Genomic DNA, 25,620 nt, shown 5'->3' with positions numbered 1-25,620 from the left:
CAATTGATTATTATCCCCTTCCCCTAATATGAAAAAGCTTGCGCTATTGTGTATAATCATTTGCTGCGCCATGCATAATGGCTCGGCCCAAACCACGGCTGTAAACCTTACTGATATTAAATTCACGGTGACCGAAGCACCGGAATGGTCGGCCCTGCTGAAGCGCGATAAGGGCTGGTTTGGCGGCGATGGTATATACACCATTCCGCTAAATGGTATGGAAGGCAGGCAGGCGAACCCTAATGATAAGGTACTGTTCATCTTCAGCGATAGTATGATTGGCCAGATAAAAGACGGTGCCATGCAGCCGGGGTACAAAATGATACACAACGCGGTAGCTATACTTGATGGCAACAAACCATTGGGTAATAAGATAAAGTTTTATTGGGATACGGATGCCAAAGGCCAGGCCGAATCCTTATTTATACCCAAAACCCCGCAAACCGATAGTGTTGATTACTACTGGCTTGGCGATGGTTTTGTAAACGAAAACAACCATGCTACCTATATTTTTGGCTACCGTGTGCGTAACGTAAGCAGCGGGGCATTTGGTTTTAGGGAAGTAGGCAATACATTGATAAAAATACCTGCCGGCAGCAAGCCGCCTTTCCGTAATTTAACGCAAATGGATACCCACCTATACCTGCTGGACGAGAAAGCGGATATAGGCTCTTTTGGTGCGGGGGTGTATGTGAATACGAAAGGCGCCGGTGCGCCTAAGCCTGATGGTTATATTTATACTTATGGTGTACGCGGCATGGCTAAAAACCTGATGGTTGCACGCGTTTTGCCAGCCGATTTTGAAAATATGCGGAAATGGACGTTTTGGGATGGCGCAAACTGGGTGAACGATATAGCCAGGGCAGCCAATATTACCGATGGCGTGTCTAACGAACTGAGTGTCTCTGCCCTGCCCGATGGACGGTACGCGCTTGTTTTTCAGCATGGCGGCATGAGTACTACGGTAGGCATGCGGATAGGTGCCAGCCCCGTTGGCCCGTTTGGTCCCATCATTAAATTGTGGGATTGCAAACCCGATCTGATCGAAAAAACCTTTGTGGTTTACAACGCCAAAGCGCATCCAAGCTTATCAGCCCCCGGGGAATTGATTATCAGCTATAACATCAACTCTGTTGAGTTCATTAAAGATCTTAACGTGCACCCCAACCTTTACCGCCCCAGGTTTATCAGGGTTAAATTTGAGTAGTTAGCGATTTAGTCTAAACTCTATTTTATGGAATTAAAGAATTTTGAAGATTGATTAGTCCTTTTCTAAAAATTCCAGTCATTCGCTTAATTCGAGTTCAGATAAATTCTTAAAATAATTTGCAACTTAAAAAATAATCAATACTTTAGCTAAATCAATTTAGCATTTGATACCAATTTAAACTAAAATGAAGAAAATATTGCTGTTTGCCATGGTTGTTATCATGTGTAGTTTCCAAAACAAAAAACCTAGTAAAATTGTATTCTTTGGCGATTCTATTACCGAGTACGGCGTAAGGCCCGATGGCTATATCACCTTGTTCCAACAGAAGCTAAAAGATAACGGCAAGGCGGGCGACTACGAAGCAGCAGGAGCGGGCATCGGCGGCAACAAGATATATGATCTTTACCTGCGCTACGAAGATGACGTGCTGACCAAGAACCCCGATGTAGTGGTTATTTGGGTAGGCGTGAATGATGTATGGCATAAGCGCCTATTCGGGACCGGTACCGATTGGGATAAATTCGGCAAATTTTATACCGCGCTTATCAAGAAATTCCAGGCGAAGGGCATCAGGGTTACCATTTGCACCCCGGCATCTGTGGGCGAAAAAGCCGATTTCAGCAACGAACTGGATGGCGACCTTAATCGCTACTCCCAAATTATCCGCAACTTGGCAGCACAAAACAATTGCGGACTGATTGATTTCCGCAAGATATTCCACGAATACGGCGTAAAGAACAATCCCGAAAACAAGGATAAAGGCATTCTAACCGTTGATGGCGTGCACCTTAACGCCGAAGGAAATAAGCAAGTGGCTGATTTGATGTATCAGTCGCTCATAAAATAGTTTACTGGTTTTGGTTTATATTTTTGGTTTAAAGGGAGGCGGGAGCGCCTCCCTTCTTTAAGTCTACTTCCCTCAGGTGCTATTTGCCTTGCGCCTTAAAATGAAATTCAACAATGAAAAAACTTTTATATAGCGGCGCAGCCTTGCTATTGAGCACCACTATCCTTTTGGCGCAGGAGCCAAACCTCGTCAAATATGTAAATACGCGGCAAGGAACCAACACCAAATACGAGTTTTCGTACGGCAATACCTATCCCGCTACCTCACTACCCTTCGGTATGAACACCTGGACACCGCAGACCGGGAAAAATGGCGACGGCTGGAAGTACCAGTATTTCGAAAAGAAAATACGCGGTTTCCAGCAATCGCACCAGTGCAGTAGCTGGGTTAATGATTACGCCGTTTTTTCGCTGATGCCCGTCACCGGCAAATTGGTAGTGAACGAGGATGACCGTGCAGCAACATTCAGCCATGATAATGAGATCGCGCAACCCAGCTACTACAAAGTAAAGCTGGACAACAATATCACCACCGAGATGACCCCTACCGAGCGTGGCGCACACCTGCGTTTTACTTTCCCGAACGGTGCGGGCTCCTATCTGGTACTTGACGGCTACACCAAAATGAGCATGGTGAATATCGACCCCCAAAAACGTACGATAACCGGCTATGTAAACAACTGCCGCTGGGCACCGCAAGGGTTTAAAAATTACTTCGTTATCACTTTCGATAAACCCTTTACCGCCTTCGGTACCTGGGAAAATAAAAAGAACACCACTGCAACTGGCAATAAAAGTGCTGAGGGCGAGGGTGTTGGCGCCTACCTCCAATTTGAGGATGGGGAAATGGTGCAGGCTAAAGTGGCTTCTTCCTATATCAGCCCGGATCAGGCTGCACTTACCCTGCAAACCGAATTAGGAGCGTACAAGTCGTTCAACGATACCCGCAAAGCGGCCGATAAAGTTTGGAACGCCTTGCTTGGCCGCATGGCGGTGCAGGGCGGTACCGAAGAAGAAAAGGCCACCTTTTACTCTTGTATGTACCACGCCAACCTGTTTTCGCACCAGTTTTTTGAATACGGTAAAGATGGTAAACCTTACTACTACAGCCCTTACGATGGCAAGGTACACGATGGTTACATGTACACCGATAATGGCTTCTGGGATACTTTCCGTGCGCAATTCCCACTGAATACCATCCTGCATCCCAAGATGGAGGGGCAACTGGTGCAGGCGCTGTTAGATGCACAGAAGCAATGCGGCTGGCTGCCATCGTGGTCTTTCCCGGGCGAAACAGGAGGGATGCTGGGTAACCATTCTATATCTCTGCTGGCTGATGCCTGGATGAAAGGCATCCGTAGTTTCGACCCGAAGCAGGCTTTGGAAGCTTACTATCACGAGGCTACCAACAAAGGCCCATGGGGTAGTGCCAATGGCCGCCCCGGCTGGAAAGAGTACTATGCCAACGGATTTGTGCCTTACACCAAACAAACCGAAGGAGCCACCGCCTGGACGCTGGAGTTCGCTTATGACGATTTTTGCGCCTACCAGCTGGCAAAAGCAACCGGCAATAAGTTTTACGAGGATGTTTTTGCCAGGCAGATGTACAACTACAAAAACCTTTTCGATCCCAAAACGCGCTTTATGCGTGCAAAGGATGCCCAGGGCAACTGGATAGAGCCCTTCGACCCGATGGACTGGGGTGGACCTTACACTGAGGGTAATGCATGGCATTGGACATGGTCGGTTTTTCATGATACACAGGGACTTATCAATCTGATGGGCGGCGATAAAAACTTCACGGCTAAGATCGATTCTGTATTCAGCGAGCCGGGTACCATCAAAGTTGGTGGATACGGGCAGGTTATCCACGAGATGACGGAGATGGCCGAGTTCAAAATGGGCCAGTTTGCCCAGGGCAACGAGCCGATACACCATATGCTGTATATGTACAACTACGCCGGCCAACCATGGAAAGCGCAGATGCACCTGCGCGAAGTGATGGACAAAATGTACAACGCTACCGAGAACGGCTATCCCGGCGATGAAGACGAGGGCCAGATGTCGAGTTGGTTTGTATTGAGCGCAGCCGGTTTTTACAGCGTTTGCCCGGGTACCGACCAATATGTCATTGGCAGTCCGCTGTTCCCCAAGATGACTATCGCGCTGGACAATGGCAACAATTTCATTATAGAGGCCAATAATAACAGCAAGACCAATGTGTATATCCAATCGGCAACCTTGAACGGCATGCCCTACACCCATAATTTTATCACCCAAACAGATATCATGAACGGTGGAGTGTTACATCTTGAAATGGGCGACAAGCCTAATTTAACCCGTGGTCTTGCACCAGAGGATAAACCATTTTCGTTGAGTAAACCGCAGTAACCACCGGAGTATTTTCGGTGTTTTTCTTCAAAAATCTGTGAAAAATTCGTTTTCGGTAAAATGATAGCCGGGGGTTGGTACTTGCAAAACATTTAGGTTATTTTACAGCACCAATAAACCCCATAAATTAAACTTTAGCGGATGAATGCCAAACCCAAGTTTACCGAACGGAAATACCTGTTAGTGCTGTTGTTCGTCACCTCACTTTTTTTGATGTGGGGGATATCCATGACGCTTGGCGATGTGCTGAACCGGCATTTCCAAAATGTGCTTCACATTACTAAGGCCCGGTCGGCGTATGTACAGTTCTCCATATTTGGGGCCTATTTTGTTATGGGCATCCCGGCGGGTTTGTTCATGAAGCGTTTCGGGTATAAAAACGGGGTATTGCTTGGCCTGCTGCTTTACTCGGTTGGTGCATTCTTGTTTATCCCGGCGGCGGATGCCCAATCGTTCACCTTCTTTAGGGCGGCCTTGTTTATTTTAGCTTGCGGGATGGCCACGTTGGAGACCGTTGCCCACCCCTTCGTTGCTGCTCTGGGCGACCAGCGCAGCAGCGATCAGCGCATCAACTTTGCGCAGGCTTTTAATGGTGTAGGTGGTATCATCGGGCCCATCATCGGTAGCGCGGTTATTTTCGGTGGCGAGCAGGATTTAGTGTCGGTAAAGCATCTATATATGGTAATTGGCGCGGTGATTGCGGCTATCGCCATCGCCTTCGCATTTGTTAAGGTGCCCGCGCTTACCAACCCGCATGCCCTTGCTACCGATACCTATGCTGCAGCAGAAGTGGCCCATGCTGATAAGAAACTATTTCAACATAAGCATTTTGTGTTTGCGGTGATAGCGCAGCTGTTTAACGTGGCGGCACAAGGTGGTACCTGGGCCTACTTTATTAATTATGGGCACGAGATCATGCACTTTAGCGATGGCCAGTCGAGCTATTTTTTCTCGCTGAGTATGGTTATGATGATGATAGGACGTTTTGCCGGCACCTATCTGATGCGTTTTATTGCGCCAAACAAACTGCTGGCTGCGTTTGCGCTCGCCAATATTTTGATGTGTATGATTGTTGCGCAAGGTTTTGGCTGGGTATCGTTCGTGGCATTACTCTTTATCAATTTCTTTTTCAGCATTATGTTCCCAACCATCTTTAGCCTGGGGCTCAAGAACATGGGCAAACAAACCGAACAGGCATCTTCATTTATTGTGATGGGGGTTGTTGGCGGGGGACTGTTCCCACTGGCGATGGGGCTTATTGCCAACCATAGCGTAGCGCAGGCCTATTATTTGCCCATAATTTGTTACGTTGTGATCTTCCTTTTTGGTTTTAATTACAGGCGTTTGAACAAAAATCCTGTTTAGGATAATTTTATGCCAAAATAATATTAGGACAGGTTGATTTTATTGCAAATCTTTACAATAAATCGATTTATCAGCCAATTGCGGCGCGCCTTGTCAGCGATATTATTTTATATTTGAATTTATTAATACAGCACGTGAAAAAACTCTCGATAGTTGATATAGCCAACCACCTAAACGTTTCTAAAACAACCATTTCGTTCATTCTGAATGGTCGCGCGCAGGAAAAACGCATCGGTAAGGAATTGGTAGAGCGCGTGCAAAAATTTGTAGAGGAAGTGGGTTACAAACCCAACTCCCTGGCCAAAAGCCTGCGTACGGGCAAATCGAACATTATTGGGTTGATGGTGGAGGATATCTCTAACCCCTTCTTTGCATCCATTGCCAGGCTTATTGAAGATCGTGCCTACAAAAACGGCTACAAAATTATTTACTGCAGCACCGATAACGATACCGCCAAAACCCGCGACCTCATCAGCATGTTCCGCGACAGGCATGTGGATGGGTACATTATTGCCCCACCCGAGGGCATAGAGGAAGACATCGCCTCGTTGATAAAAGATGGTATGCCGGTGGTATTGTTCGACAGGCACCTGCCTAAGGTGAACACCGATTATGTAGAGATAGATAACCGTTTCAGCTCTTACAATGCTACCATGCACCTGGTGCAGCAAGGGTATAAAAATATCGCTTATATCACCTTTGCTTCCAATCAAACGCAAATGCAAGCCCGCTTGCATGGCTATAAAGATGCGTTGGACGAGAGCGGTCTGAAGCATTATATACAGGAAATTGTCTTCAGTCCGGATGAAGAGCTGATCATGGGGCCTATTAAAACCTTTCTTAAGAAACACAAAAACCTCGATGCCATATTCTTCGGCACCAACCATGTGGGTACCTGTGGCCTTAAAGTGATCAATAGCCTGGGCCTAAAAGTACCTGGTGATTTGGCCCTGGTTTCTTTTGATGATTACGACGTATTTAAACTCTTTTCGCCGCCGGTAAGCGCCATAGCGCAACCGATAGAAGCTATTGCTGATAGTGTAATAACCGTACTGCTGAATAAACTCAATACCTCTTCGCAGCACATCAGTTCGCAGTCCATTATACTGAAGACTGATTTTAATATCAGGGGGTCGTCGAAGAGTAATAGCGTTTAATCAAAAGATTGCGAAATATGGAACTATGTCATTGCAAGCGAAGCGCGGCAACCTCATAGGATATTTCGTGAATTTGCATGCATCGGCGCTTGTCCTATGAGATTGCCGCAGCCCCCACCGCTCGGGCCCGCCCAAGGCTTCGCAATGACAAGTTTGTTTTGTTTCGCAATACATGGCTTAGCAGCTGCCGCGCTTTTTAATTATTATACGCCCTCACATCCAGTTTATACCCCTTTTTCAACAACCCCGGCGCGACCTCCACGGTAACCATTTTTGCTTCGCCCTGCATCAAAGAGAAATAACTGTCGCTATAAATAGCCGGTAATATCTGCTTTCCTTTAGCATCCAACAGCTGCACCCTGATGCCGAATGCTGCCGTAATCTTAGAATTATTGGCAACGGTATAAGCAAGCACTTTATTCAACTTGTTTTTCGCAGTAGAAATTTTGGGGGACGTTACCGACAGGCTTGCGCGAACGGATGGCATTTTGTTAAGCGCGGTATAATCGAGATAAGTATTACCCATCCAGTAGAAATTTTCGGATACCAGCTTGCCCGCTTTATCGGTAAGCCTCAGCTTCAGGAAATGTACATCGCTCAGCGAGGGGAGTTTATCGATGCTATTAAATACAATAAAAGCTTCAGTTGCCGAAGTAGGGGTAACGTCCAATATTTTGGTCATGTTATATGCGGTTACGGCTTTGCCATCGCTGTTGTAAACGGTAGCCTGCGCGGTAAGCCCTTGTATGGCGTAAGCTTTGTTGTTGATAACCTTCACCGAATTGGTAGCCGCGTTCCATTGGATATGGATGGGTTCGCAGGCGGTTTTGGCACCGAAGTAGGCGCCGGTAAGGTCGTAATAGTAATCATAGGTTTGCCATATCATAGATGGGTAGGCCGATTGGCTCATCCATATCAGCATGCCGCTCGCATCGTGCCACATGTGGTCGTTCCATGCCTCGTACATAGCTTTCATGGTTTCCACGTTCAGCATCTGGGCTTTTTTGCAAAAATCTTCTATGGATGTTGCCTTGCCGTAGCTGGTGCTGATGGTGTTGATATACTTTACCGGGTCCGAGCCGCCGCCAAGCGCGCCATCGGTACTAAAGTAATGCCTCGCCCACATATTGGTTTTACTGTTCACGGCATCGGGCGTTGGGGCAACCCAATATTCTTTTGGCATGAATTTTTTGAAGCTCTCGATATTCACGAAGGTGGCCGTGCCTAATTCGCTACGCATGCCGTAGGAGTTTTGCGAGAACAGGTAGCCGTTATGCGGGTCGGTAAAATAGGTTTTTGGGTCGGTATTGCTCCACAACCCGCTGCCCGAGAGTACTTTGCTGCCGCCATGTATGGAGAAATTAGGGTTGGTTTCACCGGCGTTGGAACGGGCCAGGTACAATTTATCATCGCCATCGAACTCTTTTACCGCGTTCCTGATGGCCATATTCAGCGGACCTGCCGGGTTGCCGCCCGGCACACCCTCGTTGGCGCCGCACCAGATAGCGATGGAGGGGTGGTTGCGCAGCTTCTTCACTTTTTCAATGGCGTTATTTTTAAAGATATCCAGGCTATCAATCTGCCCGAAGTTGTTGAGCCAGAAATCGTCCCAAACCATAATGCCGTAGCGGTCGCAATAGTCGTAGAACGCTTCATCGGTAACTTCGCCGGTCCAGTTGCGGATGATGTTGAAGTTCATATCCTGGTGGAAACGGATGCGGGCATCGTAATCCTTGCCACGCACCTTCAGCATATAATCGCTCATGCCCCAGTTGCCGCCTTTCAGCAGGATGGGTACATCATTCACATACACCCGCAGGGGGCCATTAAGCGTAGTGGTATCGGCTGTGATTTTGCGGATACCGAACGATTTGCTAACTACATCTGACGGCGCATTGCCTTTAACTGCAAAGCTCACCGTGCAGGTGTACAGGTTTTGCGTGCCATCGGCCCTGCCGCCGTAGCCGTTGGGCCACCACAATTTGGGGTTTTTGATGTGCAGCTGCGCAAAATCGGCCTTATCGTAGCTGATGGTTCGGCTACTGTTGGCTGCCAGGGTGATGGCAGGGCCGCTGAGTTTAACGTTGCCCGGGCTGATGGTAAGTTGTACAACTCCCGTTACTGGCAGGGCCGAGGCATTACGTAGCGTGGCCTTAAAGGTAATGTTTGCCTGGTTCATATCGACCATGGTAGTTCGAATCCATGGGTCTTCGATTGAAACGGGACCCTTTTGCGTGATGGCTACGGTATCGGTAAGGCCACTGTTGAGGCCCGGCACGGCAGGCATCCAATCCCAGCTGCCGCTGCTGATATAAGTTGGGGCCTCCCAGTTGGCCAACGGGTGGTTATGCTCGGGGTCGTTGCGGGGCGGCACCACCAGCACCAGGATAACGTTGCTGCCTTTTTTGTTGAGCAAGCTGGTGATATCATAAATACCCCTTTCCACGATGCCTTTAACCGTACCGATGTGCTGCCCATTGAAGTATATTTCGCCGCGCTTGTGGATGCCGTTGAAGTTGAGCCAGGTGTGTTTGCCTGCCAAAAGCTTGCTGCCCGCAAATTCGGCACGGTACCAAAAGGGGCGGTCGTATTTGGCTTTATCTACCTTAAAGATGTTGTCGGCATAATCGGGGCTGGGCTCTTTGCCCGCCTTTACGTAGGCATAGAACACGGTGCCCGGCACTATGGCATCTATCCATTGTGCTGTATGGAAACCGGGCTGCGCAATTTGGCTAAGCATATACAAGCTATCGTTCTGCGGGAATAATTTCCAATGAAGTTTAACAGACTGTGCCTGCAAGGTGGCATGCAATGTTATAAATAGCAGGGCAGTGGCTAAACTTGCTTTGAAGAGGTATTTCATAATTATTCGATTTCGGCGGCAATTTATAAAAAAATTGCTAAATCGATTTAATAACTATTTTATTATATTGCAGCACAATTAGGAAACCACTATGAAGATACTTTTTACCGCCCTGCTCATCGTTTTCGGTATAGGCCTTGCCAAACCTGCCAATAGCCAACAAACAGTAGCCAAAAGGCAATGGAATTCTTATTGGATAGGCGCGGAGGGCGATAACGGCAGCAGCTACGGCGTGTTTTATTTCCGTAAGAGCATCAACCTCGCGGCAAAGCCCGGAACGTTCCCCGTGCATGTATCGGCAGATAACCGCTATAAACTCTATGTGAACGGTATGCTGGTATCCCTTGGTCCCGCGCGTGGCGACACTTATAATTGGAACTACGAAACGGTAGACCTTGCTCCTTATCTCGCCGCAGGCAAAAATACCGTAGCCGCTTTGGTGTGGAACGAAGCGCAATACAGCCCGGCAGCACAGATTACCGTGCGCACCGGCTTTATACTACAGGGCAGCACGCCGGCAGAAGATTTATTGAATACCAACGATAGCTGGAAAGGCATCCGCGATGTGGGGCACCACCCCGTACCGGGCTACTTTTTTGCCGCCAGCAAAGGCGAAATGGTGGATATGAACCAGGCCTTAAAAGGCGACTGGGCGGCCACCGATTTCGACGATACCGCCTGGCCACAGGTAAATAAACTGGCCGATGGCAGGCTGAAGGGCTCGGCATGGGGGATAGAATGGGCGCTGGTACCCTCAACACTACCGGCAAGGGAGCTGACTTACCAGCGCCTGGTTGCGCTGCGTGCTGCTACAAATACCACCGTACCCGCAGCCTTCCCTGCGGCAAAAGCGGCTATAACTATACCGGCGAATACGATGGCTACTTTAATACTCGACCAAACCTTTGAAACCAACGCCTACGTAACCCTAAACTTCAGTGGAGGGAAAGATGCCGGTATATCGTTGGGCTATGCCGAATCGCTTTATAAAAAAGGCAGCAGGGGTGTAGTTAAAGGCAACCGCAACGATGTAGATGGGAAAGAATTTGTGGCGAGGATAGATAGCCTGATTGCCGATGGCAGCCAGGGGCAAAGCTTCACTACGCTCAACTTCCGCACCTACCGCTACATTAAACTCATCGTAAAAACCAAAGACGAGCCACTGGTGATTGAAGACCTTTATGGCACCTTTACCTGTTACCCCTTTAAACGGGTATCGGTATTTAATACTGCGGATAGCGAGATAACCAAAATGCTGGATATTGGCTGGCGCACCGCAAGGCTCAACGCCTGGGAAACTTATACCGATTGCCCGTACTACGAGCAGCTGCAATACATTGGCGATACCCGCATACAGGCCATGATCACCTACTATAATAGTACTGATGACCGGCTGGCCCGCAATGCCCTCACCCAGATGGACCACTCGCGCCTGCCCGAGGGCGTTACCGCCAGCTGTTACCCATCGCGCGGAACGCAGGTAATATCGCCCTTCTCGTTATGGTATATCGGCATGCTGCACGATTACTGGATGTACCGCGGTGATGATAAATTCATCAAGGATAAACTGCTTGGCGTGCGTGGCGTGCTCGATTTTTTCAGCAAGTACCAGCAGGTAGATGGCTCGGTAAAAAATACACCCTACTGGGCCTTTGTAGATTGGTCGGGCGATTTCGCCGGAGGCGTAGACCGTGTAGACGGCACCGCAGCTATTTACGACTTGCAATTACTATGGGCCTACCAATGGGCGGCAGACATGGAAGGCAAAATAGGCATGCCCGGTTATGCCGCCTTATATAAACAAAAAGCCGCGCAGCTAAAGGCCACCATACAGCGCAAGTATTGGGACCCGGTTAAAAAGCTGTATGCCGACACCAAAGAAAAGAAAGCGTACTCGCAGCATGCCAATTCGCTGGCTATACTTACCGGCGTGGCAAGCGCTGCGGATAGGAAAGCTGTTGCCAATGGGATGCTGAAAGATACCAGCCTGGTACAATGCTCGGTGTACTTTAAATACTACCTGAACCAGGCGCTGGTAAAAGCGGGCCTTGGCAATCAATACCAGGATTGGCTGGGCATATACCGCGAAAACATAGCTATGGGCCTTACCACCTGGGCCGAGTATTCGGACGTGAACACCTCCCGATCAGATTGCCATGCCTGGGGAGCCAGCCCTAACATCGAGTTCTTCCGCACGGTGTTGGGCATCGATAGCGATGCACCGGGTTTCAGCAAGATAAGGATAGAGCCGCACCTGGGTAAAATAACCAAGGTGAGCGGAACGATGCCGCACCCCAACGGGACAGTTGCTGCGGCTTATGTACTGGACAAAGGCAAATGGAAGATAAATATCAGCCTACCGCAAAAGGCCACAGGCGTGCTGATATGGAAAGCAAAACGTTATGTGCTTAAGGTGGGGGAGAACGTGTTTGTGATTTGATTGAGCGAAAGCTTGAATGCGTGCGGGCCCGGCTTGTTACGCTGCCCAAGTACGTTGATTTTGTTATTATGGTTTCATGCTTTGTGTAGTGTTGTGTATAAGTATAAATTGAAACACGCTGCAATTGCCTTTTTTTTATTATTCTGTTAACATTGGATTGCTTTTGTTGCGTTTGTCTTAATACTGGGGCTTATTGTTACAATTATATAAAGTTTTGTTGTTGTTTGGTAAATATAGCCTTAACACAGCGGGGGTAGTTTCGTGGAAAAATCACATTCATGAAACAATCTTTACTCAAATCTTGTTACAGGACGATTTTAGTGCTCATAACGTTAGTTATGCCGCAGCTATTATCCGCCCAAAATAGTGTGCCTGTCAGAGGTATCATTATAGATGATCATAACCAGCCCATCCCCGGCGTAACCGTTATGATACAGGGAACCACATTCGGCACCACTACCGGTGTTGAAGGTCGATTTACAATTTCGGGTACTAAAGGCCAGACAATTGTGATCAAATCGATTGGTTATATCACCAAAGAGGTAGTAATTGGTACCGAAACCAATCTTTCTATCCAATTGGCAAGCGACTCTAAAGCGTTATCGGAAGTTGTAGTAACAGCTTACGGTATCAAAAAAGAAGTGCGCAAGTTAGGCTACTCGGTACAGGAGATAAAAGGTGCCGACCTTGTTAAAGCCCGCGACCCTAACCCAATCAACTCATTGGTTGGTAAAATTGCAGGTTTAACCGTTGGTGCCAACGCCGAGATGCTGGGCAGGCCAGAACTGGTACTGCGCGGCAGCAAGGATTTACTTTTTGTAGTTGACGGTTCGCCGGTTAACTCTGATACCTGGAACGTTAGCCCGGATGATATCGAATCATACTCGGTACTGAAAGGCCCTAACGCCGCTGCGCTTTATGGTGCAAGGGGTATCAATGGTGCCATTGTAATCACTACCAAAAAAGGTTCTAAGGATGCAAAAGGCTGGCAGGTTGATTTCAACAGCAGCACTTTGTTCGAGCGTGGCCTTATTGCTTCGCCGCAGCCGCAAACAGAATACGGCAGGGGTAACGCTTACCACTACGAGTATCAGGCAAAAGATAATTCTAACGTGTATGTGCCATCTGCAGATGTATTGTATGATAACACTAACCGTTTAGGCGAATACGGTCCGCGTTTTGAGGGCCAATTATTGCGCCAGTACGATAGCCCTTACGATCCGGTTACCGGCAAACGCACCGCAACCCCATGGTTGGCTCGTGGCGTTAACAACTGGGATAATTTTATCGAAACCGGTTTGATAACTACCAACAACTTAGCGGTTTCTGCCAGTGGTACAAATTACGCGTTGAGAACTTCTTACACGCATATGTACCAGAAAGGCGTTATGCCGAACACTAAGTTGAACTCTGATAACTTCAACATTGGCTTAAGCTACAATATCACCCCCAAATTATCTGTTGAGGGTAACTTAAACTTAAATAAACAGTACACGCCAAACATTCCTGATGTGAGCTATGGCCCTAACAGCTATATCTACATGTTTAAGGTTTATGGCTCGGCAGATTATGATGTAAGGGATCTTACCGACATATACAAAGGCCCGCAAGGCGTTCCCGGTCTGGTGCAATACGCACAGGAATATGGCCGCTTGAACAACCCGTACTTTATGGCGCAAAAATGGCTGCGCGGCCACGATAAAACCGATATATACGGTTACTTAAAGCTGAACTACAAAATCAGCAATGACCTTACCGTTGCTTTGCGTTCGCAGATCACCACTTGGAACCAGAAACGTACAGAGCAGGTGCCTTCATCAGCAAACTTAAATGCTTACACCTCATGGTATAAATTCGGCTGGTACGGTGATTACCGCGAAGATGACCGTAACCTGTTCGAAAACAACACCGACTTACAGTTCAACTACAACAAAACAGTGGGCAAATGGTCGTTCAACTTACTGGCAGGCGGTAACGCACGTTCGTTCACATACACTTCATTCTATGGTACTACGCGTGCTTTGGCTATACCAAACGTATATGTATTATCTAACTCGGTACAAACGCCGCTTTCGTACACCTGGGATTCGAAGATGCAAATCTATAGCTCTTTCTATTCAGCAGACATCAGCTACGATAAATACTTCAACATTAATACCACAGGCCGTTACGATAACCTGTCGACCTTTATTCCCGGTAAGCGTGGTTATTTCTACCCATCTGTTTCGGTTTCATCGGCAATATCCGATTATGTTGAGTTGCCAACCGCTATCAGCTTCCTAAAAGTAAGGGGTTCTGCCGCAATGGTAAAAGGTGGTTTAACAAACCCTACCGTTGGTACAGCGTACCAACAGGTTACCGGTAGCACCACAAACTCATTATTAGGTTATGGTACAGAACTATATAGCTCTTACGATGGCCCAAGTTATACCAACCAAAACACAGTAAGCTTCAACACATACTACAACAACCTGCCATCGGTAAGCTACAGCACCAACCTTGCCGACGCTAACCTGCAAGCTTACAAGCGTATCTCTTACGAAGGTGGTGTTGACGTTAAATTCCTGAACAACCGTTTAGGTTTAGATGCAACTTACTTTGATACGGAGAACGGACCGCAGATTTATCCTTTGCTTGCTGCTCCATCAACCACCTATACATCAAGGAACGCTAACGCTATTACAACCAAGCGTTCGGGTTTCGAAATCTCGTTGACAGGTGCACCATTCCGTAACCCTAATGGTTTCTCATGGGATATCAATGCCAACATCTCTACATTCAGGGAAACGATATCTTCTTTGGGTGGCGGTTTAACCGAACTTGCTTTGGGCAACCACAACTTTAAAGTTGGCGATAGGGTAGACGAAGTTTTCGGTACCAAATTCCAGCGCGATAAGAGCGGCAACATTGTTTACGATGCAAGCGGTAACTTATTGAAAGCAACAGGCAGCAACAGCCAGATATATGGTTCTTTAGGTCACCTAAACCCCGATTTTTCTTTCGGTATCAGCAACAGGTTCGCTTACAAAGCGTGGAGCTTCAGCTTCCAGTTTGATGGCCGTATAGGTGGTAGAATATACGATTACAACTACTACGCAGCACGCCAGGGCGGTACAGATCTTTCTACCGTGCAAGGCGTTATTGGCGCAGCACGTTTAGCGGAGTGGAATTCTACCAAAACAGGCACACAGGCACCAACCCCTGCTTTGATCGGTAACGAATTTGGCCCGGGTGTTAAGATAACCGGCGGTACCCCTAAATACCAGGACGGCGTTATCACCAACCTTGATGAGCTTACATTCGCACCAAACACCACGCCAATCACGGTTCAGGGTTATTTGAACGGTACCGTTAAAGGTATTGATGAAGCGTTTATGATCAGCAGGAGCTACGCTAAACTGCGCGAGGTGACTTTAGGTTATACCTTCAACAAAACCTTCCTGCAGAAAGCCGGCATCAAAGCGGCCACGTTCTCATTGGTTGGCCGTAACCTGTTATACTTCGCAGCACGCAAAGATTTCGATATCGACCAGTACGCTTCGGGTTACAACTCTGCCGACAGGACTACAGGTGGTGCCCCTTCAAACGGTGCTTTACAAAGCTCAACCTTCCGCAGGTTCGGTTTCAACATCAACCTGAGCTTCTAAAACAACCGCTTCTAAAAACATTAAAAGAATTAAGATGAAAAATATAACAGTAAAAATAATTTCGGCTTGCCTGCTGCTGGTACTTTCGGTATCGAGCTGCCAGAAAGGCAACCTGGATGCTAACCCGAACGCGGGTAACGCTAATTCGGTTGTTCCGGTGTCGCTGATACTGAACCACCTTACCGCTACGTTGATCCGTGCCGATGAGATGCCATTTGCCAGCAGCGAATACATCCCCTATAAAGGTGCTCAGATGCAGGTATCTAACTACGCCAAATATTGGGGTACTAACGAAGATACCTGGAGCTACAGCGCGCACAGCTACGAGATTTTGAAATATGCTATCCAATTGGAAACACAGGCACAGAGCCAGGTTGGTGCAAACAGCAAATATGCTGCCGTTGCCAAATTCTTCCGTGCATACTCGGCCATTTGGTTGTCGCAACGTGTAGGCGATATTCCGATGACACAGGCAGGCGACCCTAACTTCCTGACCCCGGTTTTCGATACCCAGAAAGATGTTTACAAAAACTCACTGAAGTTATTGGAAGATGCTAACGCAATCCTGAATGCTACAGTAGCGGCTCAGCCAGGCGTTATATTTGATGGTGGCGACATTTTTGGGTTCACCAACCTGCAATGGCAAAAACTGATCAATACCTACCGCTTAAGGATACTCATCAGCCTGAGTAAAAGGGCCGATGATACTGCCGACCTGGGCATCAAAACTCAGTTTGCAGCAATCCTTACAAATACGGCTACCAACCCTATCATGACCGCTAACAGCGATAACATGGTTTACAAATGGGTTGCTTCTAACCTTTACCCACCGTTTGCTACCGGTAACAACTCTTACAACAACTTCCAAAACGTAGGTAAACCGGTGCTGGATATCACCACCTCTACAAAAGATCCACGTACATTTGTTATTGCGAGCCCGGTTACAGCGGCCGGTTTCGCTTCATTCGGCAGCTATATCGGTGCAGATCCGGGTACTGCATTGGCTACGTTGCAAAACACTGCGGCTAACTACTCAACCTTTAACGGTGCACGTTATTTCACCAACAACTTAGGTGCAACTGCCGAGCCATTCTTCCTGGTAGGTTATCCTGAAATGTGCTTCAATATTGCCGAAGGTATCAACAGGGGTTGGGCACCAACGCTTACCGTTGCCGATGCTAAATCATGGTACGATAAAGGTATTGCCGCTTCGTTTGCCAACTTTGGTCTTAATGTTAATGCAAACTCAACTGTTACCGTTTCTGACGTAGGTGGCAAGGCTTTGGGTACCGTTACTACAGATAACCCAACCTTTTTGGCTAATGTAGCTTATAACGTAGCCGACCCCTCTGCTGCACTTGCGCAGATCATGCAGCAAAAGTATATCGCGTTCTTCATGAACTCGGGCTGGGAAGCTTTCATGAACCATCGCCGTACCGGTCTGCCTGCATTTAGCGAAGGCGGCGTAGGTTTAGGCACGGTTGGTGGTAAAATACCACACCGTTGGTTATATCCTTTGGACGAGATCAACGCCAACAATGCCAACTACAAAGCATCTATCGGCACCCAATATGGTGGCAGTGAAGATGTGTTTAAGGATATGTGGTTGATTAAATAATCAACATTTAACTATACACAGCAGGGGTTGCATTTGCAACCCCTGCTTTTTAATTATAAAAAGAAATGAAAAAGATATTCTTCGCATTAACCTTACTCGTGGCCTTCGCGGCTGGCAGCAAAGCACAGGTTGCAGATAGCGCCAGGCGCATGGTAGCTTTGCATGGCGCAGCAAACTTCAGGGATCTGGGTGGTTACAAAACCACATCGGGCAAAACGGTTAAATGGGGAAAGGTGTACCGTAGTGCTGATATCAGCAGGCTTACCGATGCCGACCTGGCTGTGCTGCGCGATAAGAAAATATCCTACGATGTTGATTTGCGCGGGCACCAGGAAGCGCAGCAACAGCCGGATAAGCTAAACCCCGGTACCGACTACGTTTTGTGCCCGGCCGGAAGTGATAGCTTAAGCTTTTGGATGAAACAGATTATGACCGCGCCAAAAAACAGCGGAGACTCTATCATGACGGCTTACTACAGCAATACCCGCTACCTGGCCGAACGTTACCGCCCCTTCTTTGATAAATTGCTTGCCGTACCTGCCGACCAAAGCCTGGTATTCCATTGCACCGCCGGTAAAGACCGCACCGGCATTGCCGCTGCCCTGTTCCTGTACAGCCTGGGCGTACCCTACGAAACCATAATGGCCGATTACACCGCCACCAACTATTACCGCACAGCCGATAACGACCGCTCGATTAAAGGCATGGTGGGCATGATGCATATGGACGAAGGCACCGCCCGCTCGATGATGAGTGCCAAGAAAGAGTATCTGGATGCTACCTTCGCCGCTATCAATAAGCAATATGGCTCGGTAGATAATTTTATAAAGGAGCAGTTGAAGCTGAACAACAAACAGCTTACGGCCCTTAAAAGCAAATACCTGGAATAGTAGTAGCTTTAAACATCAGTACAGTAGTATTATGAAACGGAGAGATTTTGTGAAGAACGCCGGCTTGACGGCTTTCGGTGTATCGTTATTGGGCCCGCTGGAGGGCATAGCAGATAGCGGCATTACCCATTTAGATAGCGAAGATGTATCGCCACGCGCCGCCAATGACGACGGTTACGACCTGCACTTTATGGCGCTTGGCGACTGGGGCCGCAACGGCGAATATGACCAAACTGAAGTAGCCAAACAAATGGGTCTTTGGGGTGCGGCCAACCCTAATGATTTCGTAATATCTGTAGGCGATAATTTTTATCCCAAGGGCGTTATCAGCGAGCGTGACCCGCTATGGAATTTCTCCTTCGAGAATATTTATACAGCGCATTCCCTGCAATGTGATTGGTACCCCGTGCTGGGCAACCACGATTATATTGCCGACCCCGATGCACAGATACGCTACAGCAAGGTAAGCCGCCGCTGGTGCATGCCCGCGCGCTATTACGCCAAAGAAATGAAGCTGGATAAGCACAAACCCGGTACCGTACTATTTGTGTTTATCGATACCGATCCGATGCTGTTTGAGGACAAGAAAGACTACGTAGATAAGCAGATGGTTTGGCTGGATGAAACCTTCAAGAATGCATCAGCCGAAGTGAAGTGGAAGATCGTAATAGGCCACCACCCGGCCTATACGGTTGGCCCGCGCATCAAAAACTTCGATACGCTTACCGTGCGCAAAATCATTACCGATACGCTGAACAAGTACAAGGCCGACCTATACCTCTCCGGCCACGATCATTCCCTGCAGCACCTCAAACCCGAAGGCTTTACGCATCAGTTTATCTCCGGCGCAGGGTCTGAACTTACACCTGTTACCACAGGCATCCCCTATGCAAAGTTTCAGGCATCAGAGCATGGCTTTATGTACTTTTCTATCAATGCAGATAAGCTGAGGGTTAAGGCCATCAATTATAGCGGCAAGGTGCTTTATGAAACTGAGCTGAGTAAATAAAAGGCACCACGAACAGGCAATATAGGCGGTTATTGGCAAAGATTAATTTGGCCGATAACCGCCTGCGTGCTTTAAATACTACCACTGTTTTTTTAACACAATTAGAAAAAAAGCCTGGTCCTGCTGACATAGGGTTGTCACCGGTGGTTTTTAGTTTTACTATTCAAAGCACTGCCGGTATTCGGCCTGCTGTTTTAGATATAAAAATAGACAATATGAACTTGGTTTCAATTAGGATTATCGCCGCAGATGTTGAAAAATTAGTAGGCTTTTATGCGCATATAACCGCCGTGCCCGCAACATGGTTTACCGATAGTTTTGCCGAGCTGCAAACCAAATCGGCTACGCTGGCATTCGGCGGTACGGATACCTTGCAATTTTTTGGCGGGCCGGAGATTGCACAAGCTGCACAGAACCGTACAGCCATTATAGAGTTTTTGGTTGAGGATGTAGACCAGGATTATGTACGCCTTAAAGATTTCCTTGGCGAGGCATTGGTGCAAGAACCCACAACAATGCCCTGGGGAAACAGATCACTCCTCTTCCGCGACCCGGAGGGCAACCTGGTTAACTTTTTTACGCCAGTAACGCCGCAGGCCATCAAAAAGTTCAGCGGTAAAAACTAAAGAGGGAGGGCTAAAAAGAAATCTTCACCTCCCTTTTACTGCCATTGAAGCTTGTGATGGTAACCGTAGTTATGTTCGACTGTAGCTTCAGCACGCGTGATGATTGCGACAGGTAGGTTGAGCCATAGTAGAATTCTACCTTTTGCTTACTGCCGTTTTTGTAGGTAATCTCCGCACAGAAATCTCCCGGGTTCAGCTTAAGCCATTTCGCTTGTTGGTTGCCGGCCTTTTGGTAAACCTGCATGCTGCCCTGGTTTTGGGTGGCCACGAATAGTTGTTTGTTGCCGGATACGATGGTGGCCAGCGCTTTGCCATCACCGTTTATACAGATGCCGCTTTTGGGCATATCGACAGGTGCGAAGCCGCCTTTGCCATTGCCTTTTAAATAGAGGCCCATAAAGGCATCGTGCCTGCCGGTAAAGGGTTCCATCCCGAAATCGTTGCCGCTCATCAGTAGGTCCAGGTTGCCGTCAAGGTCGATATCTTCGGCCACCATGCCGTAAACCGGGGCCATCTGGGCAGCCAAAGGCATAGCCGCTATGCTGAATTTGCCGCTGCCATGGTTTTGGATATAGCTGGTATTCATATCGGTAGCGGTCAACTCCAACGCACCTTCTTTATCCTGTGCGCTCCAAAGATTCTGCATAGTGGCCCGGCCGAAGCCTTTATAAGTTGGATACTTTTTGCGGATGCCGATAACCTGGCTAATGAGGTCATCGCGGGTGTGCATGGGGAAGGCTTTTTGCGTGCCGTCCTCCGCTTTCATGTAACAGAATATCATGGCATCGAAAGAGCCATTGCCATCTACATCCTTGCCGATGATGCTCATAGGTTGCGTTGCCGATGCTTTGTAATTGGAATTTTGGCCGAGGTTGCCGGCAATGTAGTCCGTTTTGCCGTCCTTATTGAAATCACCGGCTACGATGCTGTTCCACCAACCTACATGGCTGCTGATGCCCGATGCCGCATTAGCATTGCTGAAGCCGCTACCCGTATTTTGGTAAAAAGTAACCGGCATCCATTCGCCAACTACAACCAAATCTATCTTGCCGTCGTTGTTAAAATCGCTCCAAAGGGCATCGGTAATCATGCCGCCTTGCGCCAATTGAGGGCATAGCTGCACGGTAACATCGGCAAATACGCCGTGGTTATTTTGCAGGATATGGCTTGCCGGAGAGGAGGGGTAGGCCCCTGAAACTGAACGCCCGCCAACAAAAAGGTCCAAATCGCCATCGCCATCGTAGTCAGCAGCGCGCACGCAGGAACCGTTATCGTATTCTACCGGGATAGCCGCATAATCGCGCTCGAACTGCCCTCTGCCGTTGTTGATGTATAACCTGTCTTGTGCAGTGGTGTGGCCCTTAGGGAATTCAAAGCTGCCGCTTGCTACATACAAATCCAGGTTGCCATCGCCATTGGCATCAAACAAGATGGCACCCATATCTTCTTCCTCTTTAAACTCCTCGTTCAGGAAGCGTTTATTATCCATGGTGAAATGACCGCCCGCGCTTTGCATAAAAAACACGCCTTTGTTACCAGCCGAGCCACCCACGAAAAAATCGTCGAAGCCGTTTTTGTCGATATCGCCAACGGCTATGCATGGGCCATGCTGGCTTAGCTTATGCGGTAGCGTAGGTTGGATGTTGTAGTCGATAGCATCCTTTTCCTGGTGCGTGTAGTTGATGCCCAGCTCGACGTTCACAGGCTTAAAGATTGGGCTTGCTATGGCCGGTATGCCCGGCGGGTAGTTCCCTGCACTATTTTTATACTTGAGCTTTACCGTTTGGCTAGTTTTAAGGTTGGTTAGCAGTTGTGTTTTGCCATCGGCCCAGCGTATTCGTAACGAATCTACATTGGTAGCCGCGCCCAGCCCGAAATGCGCCAGCGCATCTACCGTGCTCATGTAGCCGCGGCAAGGCTGCTGATCGTAAAATTGTTGCTTGCCCTGGTAATAAATGCGGATGGTCGCACCTATGCCGCCCTTGTTTTTATCGTCTCCCTCCAGCGCGACTTTGAGGTAATTGTGGGATTTATCCAGGTGTGTTTTACTTTTGAGGGTGTTCTCATACACGAATGCATCATCGTTGATGTTGTTGATGACCAGGTCCATATCGCCGTCGTTATCCAGATCGGCATATACGCCGCCGGTAGAGAAGGTTGGCTTGGTTATCCCCCAGTCTTTCGATTGGTCGTTAAACATATACCCGCCCTTATTGCGGAACGCGTAACTGGCTGTTTTTACCACCGGGAAGGAATCTGCAGCGGCAAGCGTGGTGTTTTCTTTTACGGTGCGGCCCTGGTCGTTGGTGTATAGAGCGTGGTCCAAATCCGTTACGTCGCGCGGGTAGCCGTTGGTGATCACCATATCGCGGTAACCATCGTTATCAAAATCGGTCACCAAAGGTGTCCAGCTCCAGTCGGTTTGGTAAACGCCTGCCATATAGGCCACCTCGCTAAATTGCGGGTGCCCGCCCGGTAATTGCCCCTGGTTAAGCTGCAACACGTTGCGGATGTATTGGTGGTCGTATTTATACTTATCGTTGTTGATGTAGGTGATGTAGTTATCGCCAACCAGCATGGTTTTTTTGCGCAGGTTTTCCTCGGGAAGCATCTCCAACGATACCAGGTCGGCCATGCCGTCGTTGTTGATATCTACCATATCCGAACCCATTACACTCCAGCCCGAGTGCTTAAAATACTCGGACGAGCGGTTGGTAAAGGTGCCATTTTTGTTGTTGATGTACAGGATGTCGTTAGAAATGAAATCGTTGCCCACATAAATATCCGCCCAGCCATCGTTGTTTATATCCGTCTCCGAAACGGAGTTGCCGAATCCCTCCAGCAGGATGCCCGCCTGTTTGGTAACATTGCTGAACGTGCCGTTGCCGTTGTTGTGGTACAGGCGGTCGTTATTTACGGCGCTGCCGTCGTTAAGTTTAGGGCGATAGGCAACGGGGGTATCCTTACCCAGGAAGTTGGTGAGCAGGTACATATCCAGCCAACCGTCATGGTCATAATCGAAGAATATCGCCTGGGTGCTGTAGCCGGTATCCTGCAAGCCATTAGCCGCTGCCGATTCTTTGAAGGTTGGAATGCTATCCTTACCGATACCCTGGTTGATGAACAGCATATTCTTGCGCTGGGCAGGATCGTTTTTGAAGGACGCGCACACGTAAATATCCAACCAACCATCGTTATTGATATCTATTACCGATATGCCGGTACACCATTGCCCGCTGCCGCCAACGCCCGCAGCGACGGTCGCATCTTTAAAAGTTAAATTCCCTTTGTTGATGAATAACTTGCTGGCTACCATATTGCCGGCAAAATAAACGTCGGGTTTGCCGTCGCGGTTAAAATCGCCTATCCCCACGCCCGCACCGTTGTACAGGTAGGGGTGGTTGAGTATGTTGAGGCTATCGCTTTCGGTAATGGTATTCTTAAATTCGATGCCGGTTTGCGAGGCGGGAAGCAGTTTAAACAGGGTGTCGGCATCTGGTTTTTTGGAGCATGCGGTTAGTAAAAACAATGCCGAGGCTAATAACGCTATACAGGGGTTTTGCTTGCAAGTAAACATCACGGATATTATCAAAAAAGGTATGTGCGGCAGGGCTGGTTAAGCTTGCTTTCTGAGCGAAGTAAGGCCATATGCCGCAGGTAAATAATTGGTATTTAAATGTAAAGAAAACGTATTTTAAATGATGCTATTCGTCAAATCATCTCAAAAGTTAGCAGAAACGTATCGCGGCAGCTAAAGCTGCTTTAAGCGTATATATTTGCCTTGTCAATTTAAAAAGCTGCGCATGCCGCAACCAACCTGATAATTTGTAGCCGTTTATGAAGAAGATATGCATTGCCCTTGCGGCGTTATTTTTGCTTGCAGCATGCCATACCAATAGCAACTGGCAAAAGCTTGCCGAAAACCCGGAATTCATCCACCGTTCTGTAAGGCAGGTGACTGATGTAATGGTGCATGATATTTACTCGCCGCCGGTGGCCAGCCGTATTTATGCCTACGTTAGCGTGGCGGCTTATGAGGCCGCAGTTAATGGCGATAAGAACTACATCTCACTTTCCGGCCAACTGAATGGCTTGGATTCTGTGCCGAAACCCGAGGCCGGTAAGCAATACTGCTACACGCTTGCCGTAGCCCATGCAGCACTTACGGTAGGTAAGATCATGATTATGTCTGAAGGGCGGATAGAGAGCTACCATGATCAAATGATGGCCGAATTTAAAGAAACCGGCATGCCCGATGATGTTTACGATAACTCAATACAGTACGGCAAACTCATTGCCGACAGGATATTGAAATGGGCCGGGAAAGACAATTACAAGCACACCCGCTCCCTCTCCAAATACGATGTGCAAACCGACGATGCCACCTGGAAACCCACACCACCCGCCTATATGAAAGGCGTAGAGCCGCACTGGAACGAGATACGCCCCTTTCTGCTCGATTCGGCGCAGCAGTTTAAGCCGGCAAAGGCCGTGAATTTTTCCACCAAACCCGACAGCTATTTTTATAAACTTGCCCTGGCCGTGCGCGATACCGGCCTGCATTTAACGCCGGAGCAAACCGCAACCGCGACTTTTTGGGATGATAACCCCTTTAAGGTGAATAACAACGGGCACACCATGTTCGCCATCAAGAAGATATCGCCCGGGGGGCATTGGATAAATATTGCAGCCGAAGTTTGCCGCCAAAACAAGGCCAATTACGTGCGCAGTGCCGAGACCTATGCCTGCCTGGCCGTAACTATTGCCGATGGCTTTATCAATTGCTGGGACGAGAAATACAAAAGCAAGGTAATACGCCCCGAAACCTATATCAACCAGTACATTGATGAGCGTTGGGCACCCCTGCTGCAAACCCCGCCCTTCCCCGAATATACCAGCGGGCATAGCGTGGTATCCAATGCATCCGCAGTGGTATTGGGTAAACTATTTGGCGATAAAACGGCCTTTACCGATTCTACAGAGGTGCAGTTTGATATCCCTGCGCGTACCTTCCCGTCTTTTAAAGCGGCCGCAGCGGAGGCATCTATCAGCCGGTTTTATGGCGGTATTCACTATATGCCATCCATAGTGAATGGTGTTGATGAAGGCCGCAGGATAGGGGAGTTTGCATTGAGCAGATTGAAGACGCGGAAGTAGGGAGTTGTTGGTGGCAATGTCAACAATGTTGAAAATCAGTAAATTGAATATGTTTGAAGTAATTAAAAGCGGGGGCGATGTGCGATTCCCCTCTTGAGAGGTGTGGAGGGGGGTGTTTGCACGCTGTGCATTACGCCATGGCTTGGTGGCGAACACACCCCGCCACTACACAATTCAACGCGCGCCCCTCTCAAGAGGCATAGCCGTCAACTTAAGGGTAAAAAAATGATTTTAGCGCAAGAATCGAGACACAAAAGTTGGGAAATTTACTACAATCTATTAGTAATGAGGTTTTTAATGAGGGCCTATTAAGGAAGTTGGCTTTATCCTCGGGAGCGGTCAAGCGTTTCCGGAAGCTGTCAGGCAGCCAGTTGTTCGACTTGCTGTTGTTCGATGGTAAT

General features: G+C 48.2%; 14 protein-coding genes. 12 read left to right on the top strand and 2 right to left on the bottom strand.

Going from position 1 to position 25,620, the window contains the following annotated elements:
- The first annotated feature begins 28 nt into the window (after nt 1-28).
- The 5 genes from E2R66_RS09040 (at nt 29) to E2R66_RS09020 (ending at nt 6,969) form a co-directional block, all read left to right on the top strand.
- A complete protein-coding gene (locus tag E2R66_RS09040) occupies nt 29-1,207 on the top strand; it encodes a DUF4185 domain-containing protein (RefSeq protein WP_133229822.1) in 1,179 nt (392 codons plus the stop codon).
- Nucleotides 1,208-1,394: 187 nt separating this feature from the next.
- Nucleotides 1,395-2,057, top strand: coding sequence for an SGNH/GDSL hydrolase family protein (locus E2R66_RS09035; protein ID WP_133229820.1), 663 nt, complete (start codon nt 1,395-1,397; stop codon nt 2,055-2,057).
- Between the two features lie 113 nt (nt 2,058-2,170).
- Complete coding sequence (locus tag E2R66_RS09030; RefSeq protein WP_133229818.1) at nt 2,171-4,447, top strand: GH92 family glycosyl hydrolase; 2,277 nt, start codon at nt 2,171-2,173, stop codon at nt 4,445-4,447.
- 141 nt (nt 4,448-4,588) lie between these two features.
- On the top strand, nt 4,589-5,812 hold the full coding sequence (locus E2R66_RS09025) for a sugar MFS transporter (RefSeq protein ID WP_133229816.1): 1,224 nt from the start codon (nt 4,589-4,591) through the stop codon (nt 5,810-5,812).
- A 134-nt stretch (nt 5,813-5,946) separates the two neighbouring features.
- Nucleotides 5,947-6,969 carry a LacI family DNA-binding transcriptional regulator gene (locus tag E2R66_RS09020; RefSeq protein WP_240049270.1) on the top strand — a complete coding sequence of 341 codons (1,023 nt, stop codon included), beginning with the start codon at nt 5,947-5,949 and terminating at the stop codon, nt 6,967-6,969.
- Nucleotides 6,970-7,165: 196 nt separating this feature from the next.
- Here the strand turns inward: E2R66_RS09020 and E2R66_RS09015 are convergent, their stop codons facing one another.
- Entirely contained in the window at nt 7,166-9,832 is a 2,667-nt protein-coding gene (locus E2R66_RS09015) for a glycoside hydrolase family 2 protein (protein WP_133229812.1), read from the bottom strand.
- 91 nt (nt 9,833-9,923) lie between these two features.
- On the opposite strand from E2R66_RS09015, the gene E2R66_RS09010 reads away from it, so the two are divergent.
- The 6 genes from E2R66_RS09010 to E2R66_RS08985 all read left to right on the top strand — a co-directional run bounded on the left by E2R66_RS09010 (nt 9,924) and on the right by E2R66_RS08985 (nt 20,062).
- On the top strand, nt 9,924-12,272 hold the full coding sequence (locus tag E2R66_RS09010) for an alpha-L-rhamnosidase-related protein (protein WP_133229810.1): 2,349 nt from the start codon (nt 9,924-9,926) through the stop codon (nt 12,270-12,272).
- 338 nt (nt 12,273-12,610) lie between these two features.
- The gene (locus E2R66_RS09005; protein ID WP_204985894.1) at nt 12,611-15,919 is read left to right on the top strand and encodes a SusC/RagA family TonB-linked outer membrane protein; all 3,309 of its coding nucleotides are present in this window, start codon (nt 12,611-12,613) and stop codon (nt 15,917-15,919) included.
- Nucleotides 15,920-15,953: 34 nt separating this feature from the next.
- Nucleotides 15,954-17,537, top strand: coding sequence for a SusD/RagB family nutrient-binding outer membrane lipoprotein (locus E2R66_RS09000; RefSeq protein WP_133229806.1), 1,584 nt, complete (start codon nt 15,954-15,956; stop codon nt 17,535-17,537).
- Between the two features lie 65 nt (nt 17,538-17,602).
- Nucleotides 17,603-18,427: a tyrosine-protein phosphatase gene (locus E2R66_RS08995; protein WP_133229804.1), complete on the top strand. Its 825-nt coding sequence runs from the start codon at nt 17,603-17,605 to the stop codon at nt 18,425-18,427.
- Nucleotides 18,428-18,458: 31 nt separating this feature from the next.
- The gene (locus E2R66_RS08990; RefSeq protein ID WP_133229802.1) at nt 18,459-19,436 is read left to right on the top strand and encodes a metallophosphoesterase; all 978 of its coding nucleotides are present in this window, start codon (nt 18,459-18,461) and stop codon (nt 19,434-19,436) included.
- A gap of 215 nt (nt 19,437-19,651) precedes the next feature.
- Nucleotides 19,652-20,062 (top strand): VOC family protein, encoded by a 411-nt coding sequence (locus E2R66_RS08985; RefSeq protein WP_133229800.1) that lies wholly within the window; start codon nt 19,652-19,654, stop codon nt 20,060-20,062.
- 10 nt (nt 20,063-20,072) lie between these two features.
- Here the strand turns inward: E2R66_RS08985 and E2R66_RS08980 are convergent, their stop codons facing one another.
- Nucleotides 20,073-23,639, bottom strand: coding sequence for a VCBS repeat-containing protein (locus tag E2R66_RS08980; protein ID WP_133229798.1), 3,567 nt, complete (start codon nt 23,637-23,639; stop codon nt 20,073-20,075).
- Nucleotides 23,640-23,899: 260 nt separating this feature from the next.
- On the opposite strand from E2R66_RS08980, the gene E2R66_RS08975 reads away from it, so the two are divergent.
- Entirely contained in the window at nt 23,900-25,219 is a 1,320-nt protein-coding gene (locus tag E2R66_RS08975) for a vanadium-dependent haloperoxidase (RefSeq protein ID WP_133229796.1), read from the top strand.
- Nucleotides 25,220-25,620: the final 401 nt, after the last annotated feature.

The sequence above is a fragment of the Mucilaginibacter psychrotolerans genome, from assembly GCF_004519315.1.
In the GTDB taxonomy this organism is placed as follows: Bacteria; Bacteroidota; Bacteroidia; order Sphingobacteriales; family Sphingobacteriaceae; genus Mucilaginibacter; species Mucilaginibacter psychrotolerans.
Note: the sequence above shows the minus strand (reverse complement) of the source record. Positions and strands in the feature narration are given on the sequence as shown.